Source organism: Bacteroides xylanisolvens XB1A (genome assembly GCF_000210075.1).
Classification (GTDB): Bacteria; Bacteroidota; Bacteroidia; order Bacteroidales; family Bacteroidaceae; genus Bacteroides; species Bacteroides xylanisolvens.
Window position 1 is genome coordinate 747,441 of sequence record NC_021017.1, and the last position, 6,866, is coordinate 754,306.

The window sequence follows — 6,866 nt, forward strand, 5'->3', positions numbered from 1 at the left end:
TTTTCCTGAAGCATACATTGCCTCCCACCATTGCTCCCATGGAACTTCCTGCAATGGAAGTAATCTCAAAGTTGTGACGAAGTAATTCTTCAATTACTCCTATATGTGCTATTCCACGTGCTCCACCCATGGAAAGGACTAATGCTACTTTTTGCTTATCCATATCATATACATTTCTGTTAGCCATCTACAAAATAACACATTTTCTGCGAAAAAGATGTTTAGTAATCGTGAAGAAATAAATTATAGCAGTGTTTTAGGGGAACTAAAGCATAGCTTTAGATATGATAAAGCTATACTTTGTCAGTTGCAAAGCATAGCTCTATTATATTCTTCTATTATCCCGGAGATTTTCCGGTTATGTAGGAGGTTAAGGGTTTACCCTCATTTATTTCTTTCCTTGAGCCTTCTTTTCTGCGTTTCGCTTATTCACGTAATCTTTGAACATCTGCCGCCAGTTGCGACCATGCTCATTGAAATACTGTTCGCATTTGGTTTTATAAATTTCGAAGATAGCAGAAATCTGCTTCATATTCTTGTAGTCAATAGCCTGTTCGCGAGCCAGTTTCAACTGTTCCAGAACAAAAGTCGTTTCCTCCTCCGTCATATTGGGCACGATGGCCTGATAACCTTTCAAGGTAAAAGCAACTTTACCTACCGTGTATTTATCCAGGATTTGTTCAATCTGTTCTTCCGTCAATACTCTGTGTAAATCTTTCATTAGCCTTTCATGCACTTCTTTCGGCATAGCAGAATCTGCAATCATTTCACGGTCGAGCTTGGAAAGCGGTTTGCCTGTCAGAGGATTGATACCCTCGGGGATTGTTGTATAAGGGTGCTCATTGTGCCAGTCACGCACTTTACGAAGATGATTATAAATGGCAGTTACTGCAAAACCTGCTTTTTTATCATCGTTCAACTCTAAAGAAGCTACCCAGTCGATGGCTTTCTTTTCGAGAGAAGCATCTGATTTTAAATTAGCAAAAGCCTTCTTGTCAAAATAAGCAGCTACCTTGTCAAAAGAACGGATGGCGCCTTCAGGAAGCAAAGCTCCTTTTTCACCAAAACTATACATAGCGGATTCCGGTTCAATGGTGACCTTGCTTTCATCCAACATCTTTTTATCCAATTTGAATACTTCTGCGAAGAAGTCATAAACAGCATTCCGCTTATTCGGGCCAAAGTCATGTTTCTCTTTGGGAAGATGTACATTCGTTACTTTATCTTTTGCCTGGTAGAATCCGTAAATTCGTTGCAGATAAGGAAATTCAAGAGTAGGAACACTGGCCGTCCAGTCGCCGCCATCCGATACGATCAGTTGTGGACGAGGAGCAAAAGTAGCGGCTAATTCCGCATTACAGGTTCCTCCTGCAGATAGTTGAATAGGCATTCCGCTTTCGCAGGGACAACCACCGTCGAAGTGAGAAGCCAGGCTCACCACCGGAGCTGAAGCGGTGAAACGATCATCTAATACGCTCAACAATACAGTATGGGTACCTCCACCCGAACCGCCATTCGTACCGATACGGCTGGTATCAATGTCCTTACGGGAAGCAAGCATGTAGTCAAGAATCAGTAAGCCGTTCATTGCCTGAATAGTGTGCGCCGCACTACTACGGTGTGCCGCACTGCCCACTTGCAAAGCCGACTCTCCCCATCCGAACAAATCATAGTCTACACAAACAGCTCCCATACGTGCTAAAGTTCCCATACGTTGTTGTTGGTCTTCCCGATAACGTCCGCCACCAAAATGTCCGTTAGGGCAGATTATCAACGCATGTTTTCCTTTCGATTGGGGCGTATAGATAGAACCGCAAACGTATAACCCGGGAAGTGTTTCAAGCGCGAAATTCTGCACGGTATAGCCATCAAACTTACGTATCTTTGAAAGAATAGGTTTGGATTTGACACATTGAGCCAACAAAGGATCGATACCTAAACGCTGACGTACCTCTTTTTTCAGAGAATCGGCACGAAGTTGAAAGGACTGTTGGTCTGTATAGAGTGTATTCAGATAAGCCAGCATCTTCTCTCCGTCTGCATCTGTACGACGTGGATACTCGTATGCTTTCAGCTTATACATATTTCCTTTCTGCTTAACAAATTTATAATCGAAAGGTGCCAATACATTCGTCAAGGATTCTTCCACGGAATAAGGACGAATACGGAAATCGGCATAAGGCAGCACTTTTCCCACCGTATCAATGTCATATTTCAAACGGACTCCGAAACGGTTCTGTATATCCGTCAGTACTTCATTCAAGGGACGGGCAAATTCTGTCTCGTATGTTTGCGTCTGGGCTTCGGCCGAAAGAGATGCGGCAAGAAGCATAGTAAAAAGGATTCGTTTCATTTATTTTTAATTTATGTAAGTTGTTTTTTCACCACAGATTACACAGATTTTCACAGATTTATTATTCTTATAATTTAGTCGAATTAAAAATCTGTGTTAATCTGTAGTATCTGTTGTGTGCTTTTAATTACTTCACCATTGACGATTACGTCATCCATCGTGATACGTTCACAATTTTCGAAGATACATTTCTGTTTCCCTCCCTGAATATGAATATCACGCAAAACAATGTCAGATATCGGCGCTTCTTCCAAGCCCACTATTTTGATCGGAGTCTTTACGTTTGTCACAGTCATTCCGCTGATATGTACGTTACGGAATATCGGAGTGCGTTCACTCTTAGGTTCGGCAGGCATTTTACTGTATTTCAAATTCAATACGACAGCTTCCTGTTTAATGTTGCTCATTACGACGTTGCTGACACGAATATCTTCAACGACTCCTCCCCTTCCACGGGTTGACTTAATACGAATTCCACGATCTGTTCCGTCAAACACGCAATTGGAAATAGTAACTTTACGCACACTCCCACTCATCTCGCTGCCGATAACAACACCTCCATGACCGGAAAGCATGGTACAGTTGGTGATAGTGATATTCTCGCAAGGTACTCCCAAACGACGGGCCTGCGCATCTCTTCCCGACTTGATTGTGATGCAATCGTCTCCTACTGATATATGGCAGTCGCTGATATGTACGTTGCGGCAGGATTCCGGATTCACTCCGTCCGTATTTGGTGAGGGCGCATTATCTATGGTGATCCCCTTTATGGTTACATTGTCGCAAAACTCCGGATTGACCGTCCAGAAGGGAGAATTTATGATTTTCACTCCTTCAATCTTTACTTTCTTACAACGAACGGGCTGAATGAACGGAGGACGGAAAAAGCGACGTTGCAATGTATTTACATAATCCTTGTTCGTTTCAGCATAAATTGCTGTCGTATCATTTGCTGCATCCCACATTGGCTGATATTTATTCACATCACGCATGCCATTGTCTTTCAAATCAATCATGACACGAAAGAACTCCATCCACCATTTCTTTCCTTGTCCGTCCAAAGTTCCTTCTCCTTTGATCGTAATATTCTCGGCATCTACCGCATAAATCAAAGGCTGGAAACTTTTCATCATCACTCCTTCATGACGAACCTCGACAAAAGGAAGATAGTCATCAAAGTTATCGGAAAAGAGCAAGGTAGCTCCGGCTTCCAACTCCAGTGTAATATTACTTTTCAGATGGATACTCCCCGTCAGGTAAGTTCCGGCAGGAAAGAAAAGAGTACCTCCGCCACCACGGTTCAGACGGTCAATCGTTGAATTGATTAGCTTTGTATTAAGAGTCTTGCCATTTGCTTTTGCACCGGCCTTCAGCATATCTACACGCTCGGCACGAAGAACTGTGGTTGCACAGAAGCAAAGAAAGACAAAAAGAGTTGTTCGTAAATTCATAATCGATATTATTAAAGTATATTTCATCGTTTCCTTCTAAAAAATCATGCTAATAGAATCTTTTTTTCTTCCCAATGTTTGAAGACAATCATTGAGATGTTTTTTTTCAAACATGCTACATGATTAAAATAAAGATGCTGCATGATTTTTTATACGAATACATTGTTTTTTAATTCTACAAATATATACAAAAAGGTTCTTTTATTTTGCACAAACCAATTGATATGTTCCGCTCTGTATTTCTTTCGGTTCTTTTCCGCCCGGGAGATAAACAACAGCGGTAGTATTCACCGGAACAGACACGTTTAAAGTGAAAGTCCCATTCTCACAAGTCCAGTCCACATTAATGGTACCGTATAAAGTTTCATACGACGCTTTGACATATTTCAAATCTCCCACAGGTTGGGGAGCGATGATGAACTTCTGATAACCTTGTTTTGGAGTGGTAGAAGGACGAATACCGACCAGTGAATTAAAGAACCATTCATCAATCTGTCCCATCATAAAGTGATTCCAGGAAGAACCTTGACGGGGGTCCCATTGCTCGGTCAAAGTTGTAGCGCCGAATTTTAACTGGAAACCATATCCGGGAGCTTCTTCATGATTGAACATTTTATAAATAAGTTCATGTTCTCCATTACGCGCCAATGTCTGAATCAGATAACGGTTTCCCACATCACCGGTAGTCAAACGGTTGCCATGTGCTTCCACATCTTTTATCAGATTCGCGAATACTTTCTCATTCAAATCTGCATCCGGTCGGTAGTTATCTTGTTCATCTGCATCCTGCGTCATTTGGAGGAACAACGGAAGCGCATTACTGCATTGGCTTCCTGTACCATATTGTGCCGTATCTTTATGAAGAAAACATTTATTAAATGCAACCATTATCTCCTGTGCCAACGAAGTGTAATAACGAATGTCAAAGTCATTACCCACCATTTTCGCGGCTTGTACCAAATACATGACTGTCATGTAATAATGCGCAGTAGCCACCAAAGGAACGGGTGTATTCCGTGAGAATCCCGCACGAAAATCTCCGTAATCATACCAGTCTCCCAATCCGAAAGAAAGAATACCTGTATCTGCACGAGTCTTGAGATAATCCACGTAACGACGCATATTCGGATAATATTTCTTAATCAATGAATCGTCTCCATAAGTCTCATAGTACATAAAAGGGAAAATAACCAAAGACCCACCCCACTCCGGAGATTCGGCAAAAGCATCCATACCCGGACCTTCAAAAATCACGTATTCCGGAGCAGTTGTCGGCATGGCTCCGTTGGAATGTTGTGCATCTGCCATATTCTGCATAATCTGCGGAGCGTATGCTGTCAAATCATAGTTATACAACAAACCCGGACCATTCAGATGTACCTGTTCCAGCCACCCAAGTTTCTCACGATGCGGACAATCCGTAAACACAGACTGCATATTGCTGCGAACCGCTTTCTCGATCAATCGATGGGCAGCATTAAATATCCGGTTGGATGATTCGAAAGTGGAAACTTTCTTGGCTGAATTATATACGAAACAGGATTGAATATTCTTTAATACAGGCAATTTCTGCGGATTCTTCTGTCCTTTTAAGACAGCACCCTCTACCTGAATATATCTAAAACCGTAATAAGAGAAACGAGGGTGCCAGATTTCATCGCCTTCCCCTTTCAGAATGTATTCGTAATAGTGTTGACGCCCTGTCTGACGCTGATTGCAAGCACCTTCCTCTGTCAATGCTTCGGCTACAATCAAAGTTACTTTCTGACCACGTTTGCCACGTACTTTTATTTCCGGAAAGCCAGCCAAATTCTGTCCCATATCCAACACAAAAGCAGAAGGATCGACTGTTCTCTTAGTTGATACAGAAGCTGATGCAACTTGGTCCGCATTTAGTTTGGTTACCTTTTGAATATCATACCGTTCCATGATTTTCACTGGAGCCGCCATCTGTGGACGAAGTATTCCTTTAGGAGCTTCCTGTATGACTACCGGACGCCAATGACTGTCATCAAAGCCAATCTGATTCCATCCTTTCTGTTCACGACGCGCATCATAATCTTCTCCTCCATATATGCAATTGAAGGTTACCGGACTAAAATCATATTTCCAATTATTATCGGAATGAACCGTCGTACATGTTCCATCTTCGTAGTTAATAACCAGCTCAAATAAAAGTGTGGGAGGACCAAAGCTGATCTGTAATTTGCGATAACGCCCCCCCTGCACATTATAGAATCCATTCCCCAATAAGATTCCTACGACATTTTCACCACGCCGCAATTGTTCCGTCACATCGTATGTGTTATAGTAAACAGTTTTATCATAATCACTCCACAATGGGGCAAACTCACTGTTACCCATCTTTTTGCCATTCAAAGAAAACTCATAGAATCCCAGACCACAAACGTATGCCGTTGCCTCCACTATTTTCTTGCCCGGTTTACGGTTTGCACCCCCTTCTTTCGCATCTCCTACCTGGAATGTTCTTCTCAAACAAATACTTTTCTTTGCCAAAGTGTCCACTGCTTCCCAAGCAGCTTTCACTTCCGGTTTCTTCAGCTCTCCACCGTGGAACTTACGCCCTTCCGGTAAATGAGCATTTTGTCGGGTAATAGCTCCAATCCACTGCCCCGAAGATAACCTTTCGGGTACTGCCCGGAATTTCGCTTCATTGCTCCACTCGGAAGGTGTATCTGTTTCATCCCAAACACGAACGCGCCAACTATAATTAAATGAGTTATCAGGACGTATATCTGCCCCCTTTGTAGAAACTAACTGGCTCTGCGAAGAATAAACCTTCCCACTATTCCAAACGGAACGCCCTGTAAAAGCTTCCCGAATATCAATCTCATAGGCAGATTGTCGTGTCCCATTTTCCGGCGATTCCATCACCCAGCCCAAACGGGGTGAACCTTCGACCACTACCAGTCCCTCCTGCATCTCACAGGTAAGACGACTGATGGTTATATTCTTCGCCTGTACAAAACAAGACAAACAAATTAGCAATGAAAGAAGAATCTTTTTGAATTTCATTTTTCAAGTATCTTTTATTTGTTCGA

Annotated in this window: 4 protein-coding genes; all 4 read right to left on the bottom strand. The window is 42.4% G+C overall.

Annotation, left to right across the window (positions count from 1 at the left end; genetic code table 11):
• Positions 1 to 187 (bottom strand): patatin-like phospholipase family protein (locus BXY_RS03080; protein ID WP_394809831.1); only part of this gene is annotated, 187 nt, incomplete at its 3' end.
• A gap of 201 nt (positions 188 to 388) precedes the next feature.
• A complete protein-coding gene (locus BXY_RS03085) occupies positions 389 to 2,353 on the bottom strand; it encodes a 6-O-methylesterase (RefSeq protein WP_008640513.1) in 1,965 nt (654 codons plus the stop codon).
• An 83-nt stretch (positions 2,354 to 2,436) separates the two neighbouring features.
• Entirely contained in the window at positions 2,437 to 3,804 is a 1,368-nt protein-coding gene (locus BXY_RS03090) for a glycoside hydrolase family 28 protein (RefSeq protein WP_008775768.1), read from the bottom strand.
• A gap of 201 nt (positions 3,805 to 4,005) precedes the next feature.
• Complete coding sequence (locus BXY_RS03095) at positions 4,006 to 6,840, bottom strand: glycoside hydrolase family 78 protein (protein ID WP_015531201.1); 2,835 nt, start codon at positions 6,838 to 6,840, stop codon at positions 4,006 to 4,008.
• Positions 6,841 to 6,866: the final 26 nt, after the last annotated feature.